The 3623-nt window shown below is 71.8% G+C and carries 3 protein-coding genes; 1 reads left to right on the top strand and 2 read right to left on the bottom strand.

The window, feature by feature from the left end:
* The coding region (locus G3I40_RS02920) for a thiamine pyrophosphate-binding protein (protein ID WP_164300569.1) at positions 1-1470 on the bottom strand (1470 nt) is incomplete at its 3' end.
* Between the two features lie 51 nt (positions 1471-1521).
* Positions 1522-2991 (bottom strand): sodium:solute symporter, encoded by a 1470-nt coding sequence (locus G3I40_RS02915; RefSeq protein WP_164300568.1) that lies wholly within the window; start codon positions 2989-2991, stop codon positions 1522-1524.
* A 146-nt stretch (positions 2992-3137) separates the two neighbouring features.
* On the opposite strand from G3I40_RS02915, the gene G3I40_RS02910 reads away from it, so the two are divergent.
* On the top strand, positions 3138-3623 hold a 486-nt coding region (locus tag G3I40_RS02910), incomplete at its 3' end, for a PucR family transcriptional regulator ligand-binding domain-containing protein (protein ID WP_203643326.1).

Raw genomic sequence — 3623 nt, 5'->3', positions numbered from 1 at the left:
GTCGGTCATGTACTCGCGCAGGATGCCGTAGCCGCCGTCGTCGACGATCAGCCAGGTCACGTCGAGCGACTCCTGCTGGGCCGTGGCGAGTTCGGCGATCGAGTACAGGGCGCCGCCGTCGCCGGAGACCGCGAGGACGGGGGTGGTCGGGTCGGCGACGGCGGCGCCCAGCGCGGCCGGGAAGCCGTAGCCGAGGCCGCCCGCGCCCTGCGCCGAGTGCAGGGCTCCCGGCCAGGCGGACCAGGCCCAGTAGGCCAGGATCGTCATGTCCCAGAAGGACGGTGCCGTGTCCGGCAGGGCGTCCCGCACAGCCGTCAACACCTGCTGTTCCAGGGTGAGTTCCTGACCGTCGAGACGCTCGCGCACTGCGGCCAGCAGGCAGGCCGCGCGGTCTGCCGCGTCGGCGTCGGGCCGCGGGCCGGTCGCGTCGAGCAGTGCCCGCAGCGCGAGCCGGGCGTCGGCGTGGATACCGAGGGCCGGATGGTTGGCCTCCAGCTTCCCGGCGTCCGCCTCCACGTGGATCATCCGTCCGCGGGGCGCGAAGGTGTGGTAGTTCGAGGACAGTTCGCCGAGTCCGGATCCGACGACCAGCAGGACGTCGGCGTCCTCCAGGAGCGCGGTCGTGTGCCGGTCCTCCAGCCATGACTGGAGCGAGAGCGGATGCTCCCAGGCGAACGCGCCCTTGCCGCCGAAGGTACACACCACGGGAGCGTTCACCTTCTCCGCGAGCGCGCGCAGGTCCTCCTGCGCCGCCGCGCGCACGACGCCGCCGCCCGCGACGATCACCGGCCGTTCGGCGTGCGTCAGCAACTCGCCGGCCATGGCAGCCAGTTCGGGGCGCGGTGCCGGTTTCCCGGGCGTCACCTCGATCGCCGTGACGGCGGGCAGGGACGCGGGCGCGAGCAGCACGTCCTGCGGGATCTCGACGTAGACCGGGCCGTGCGGCACGCTCAGCGCCGACTCCCAGGCGGCCGCGAGCGCCGACGGGATCTGCGACTGCGTCCGCACGGTGTGCACGGACTTCACGACGTCCCTGAACGCGGCCTGCTGGTCCCGCAGTTCGTGCAGGTAGCCGTGCCGGCCGCCGCCGAGTCCGGCTGACGGGACCTGGCTGGAGACGGCCACGACGGGCGCGCTGGCGGCCGCCGCCTCCTGCAGTGCGGCGAGGGACGTCAGCGCGCCGGGTCCGGTCGACACGAACAGCGGGGCGGCGGTCCCGGTCACCCGCCCGTACGCGTCGGCCGCGAACCCCGCGTTGTTCTCGACGCGCAGGCCCACGTACCGCAGCGCGGAGCGGCGCAGGGCGTCGAACAGGCCCAGTGCGTGCTGTCCCGGCACGCCGAACACCGTCGTGGCACCGAGGCCCGCCAGCGTCTCGATCACCAGGTCGCCGCCGATCCGCCGGGCGGCGCCCGGACCCGACGCGGTGGCGGACGGGGCCGGGGCGGGTGAGATGTCCGTGCTGGTCATGCGCAAGTGCCTTCTTTCCAGGTGCAGTTCACTTCACGGGTCGTACGCGCCTCAGAGCTGCGCGGTGACCGCTTCCGCCGCCGGGGCCGCCTCCTGCCCGCGGCCCGCGAGCCGCTCGCGCCAGTGGGCGAGCACGGCGGGGTCGGTGGGCCGGGTGGCGAGCGAGACGACGACGTAGGCGGCGAGGGAGGACAACAGCCCGTAGTAGACGGGCTCGTTGGCGAGGATGCCGTAGCCCGCCATGAGGCCGATGACGGCCGTGCCGCCGACCGCGACGGCGGCCAGCGCGCCCGCCACGGTGCCGCGCTTCCACAGCAGACCGCCGAGGATCGGCACGAGGAGCCCGCCGACGAGCAGGTTGTAGGCGACGGTCAATGCCTCGACGACGTCGTTGAGGGCGATCGCGATGCCGATGACGGCGAGTCCCATGAGGAGGATGAACGCCCGGTTGCCGGCGACCTCGTCATGCTGCCCCTCCCCCTTGCCGCGTGCGGTGCCGCGCAGCCGCGACCAGATGTCGTTGTTGGCGACGGTGGCGCAGGCGATGAGCGCCCCGGACGACGTCGACATGACCGCGGCGAGTGCGGCGGCGAGCACCAACCCCCTGATGCCGACCGGGAGTTCGTCCTTGACGATGGTCGCGAAGGCCGAGTCGGCGGACGGCAGCTTCGGGTACATCACCTTGGCCGCCGTGCCGATGACGGCGCCCGCGATCGCGTAGACGAGACAGGAGGTGCCCGCGACGGTGCCGCCGTACCGGGCGACCTTGTCGCTGCGGGCGGTGAACACGCGCTGCCAGATGTCCTGTCCGATGAGCATGCCGAACGTGTAGATCAGCACGTACGTGAAGATCGTCTCCCCGCCGACCCCCAGCGGGTCGAAGTACGCCGTCGGCAGCTTGGCCTTCATCTCGCTGAAGCCGCCCGCCTTCACGACGGCGATGGGCAGCAGCAGGAGCAGCACGCCGATGGTCTTGACGACGAACTGCACCATGTCGGTGAGGGTGATGGACCACATGCCGCCGAGCGTCGAGTACGCGACGACGATGGAGCCGCCGAGCACGATCGCCAGGGTGCGGTTCATGTCGAAGAGGACGTCGAAGATCGTGGCGTAGGCGATGGTGGAGGTGACCGCCAGCATCAGCGTGTACGCCCACATCACGACACCGGAGATGACTCCGGCGCGGCCGCCGTAGCGCAGGTCGAGCATCTCGGAGACGGTGTAGACCTTCAGGCGGGAGATCCGCGCCGAGAAGAACACCGACAGGGCGAGCAGGCCGAGGCCGATGGTGAACACCATCCAGGCGCCGGACAGGCCGTACTGGTAGCCGAGGCCGACGCCGCCGATGGTGGAGGCGCCGCCGAGCACGATCGCAGCCATGGTGCCGGAGTACATGGCGGGGCCGAGGCGGCGTCCCGCGACGAGGAAGTCGGACTTCGACTTCGCGCGGCGCATGCCCCACCAGCCCATGGCCAGCATGCCGGTGAGGTAGACGACGATCACTGTGTAGTCGACGGCCATGGGGAAGCCCTCCTTCGCGCACATCGGCGGGGGGTTCTGCGGGAGTTGAGCGGGGGGTGTGAGGCACGACCCTAGGTGGCCCGGAAGAGGCGTTGAAGTGTACGTTTCCTCCATTCGCAGGCCCTTCAGCAGAGGAAACATCCACCATGTCCGACGCGGCAGCCGTCCCACCGACCCCACCGGTCGCGCTGCCCACCCTGCTCGCCCGCGAGGATCTCGGGCTGCGGCTGCTCACGGGCGGCCCGGTGGACGACGTGGTGGTCCATTGGGTGCACACGTCGGAGATGCCCGACCCGTACCCGTATCTGCTCGGCGGGGAGTTGCTGCTGAGCGCGGGCGCGCACGCCACGGAGGCCGCGGGGACCGGCCCGTACTTCGACGACTACGTGGCGCAGATCGTGGCGGCGGGCGGCGCGGCGCTCGGCTTCGGCCTGGCTCCCGTGCACGACACGGTGCCGCGCGCCCTGGTAGAGGCGTGCGAGCGGCGGGGTCTGCCGCTCCTCGAGGTGCCGCCGCGCACGACGTTCAGCGGCATCGCGCGGGCCGTGTGGGCGCTGATGGCTCAGGTCCGGCACGCGGAGCTGCGTCGTGTCACGCAGGCGCAGCAGTCGCTCGCCGCGGCCGCTTCGCGC

Source organism: Streptomyces sp. SID14478, from assembly GCF_010548525.1.
Taxonomy (GTDB): Bacteria; Actinomycetota; Actinomycetes; order Streptomycetales; family Streptomycetaceae; genus Streptomyces.
Note: the sequence above shows the minus strand (reverse complement) of the source record. Positions and strands in the feature narration are given on the sequence as shown.

What these genes read in the sequence shown, in the direction of transcription:
- G3I40_RS02915 (WP_164300568.1), bottom strand. Translation starts at nt 2,991, where the DNA reads ATGGCCGTCGACTACACAGTGATCGTCGTCTACCTCACCGGCATGCTG.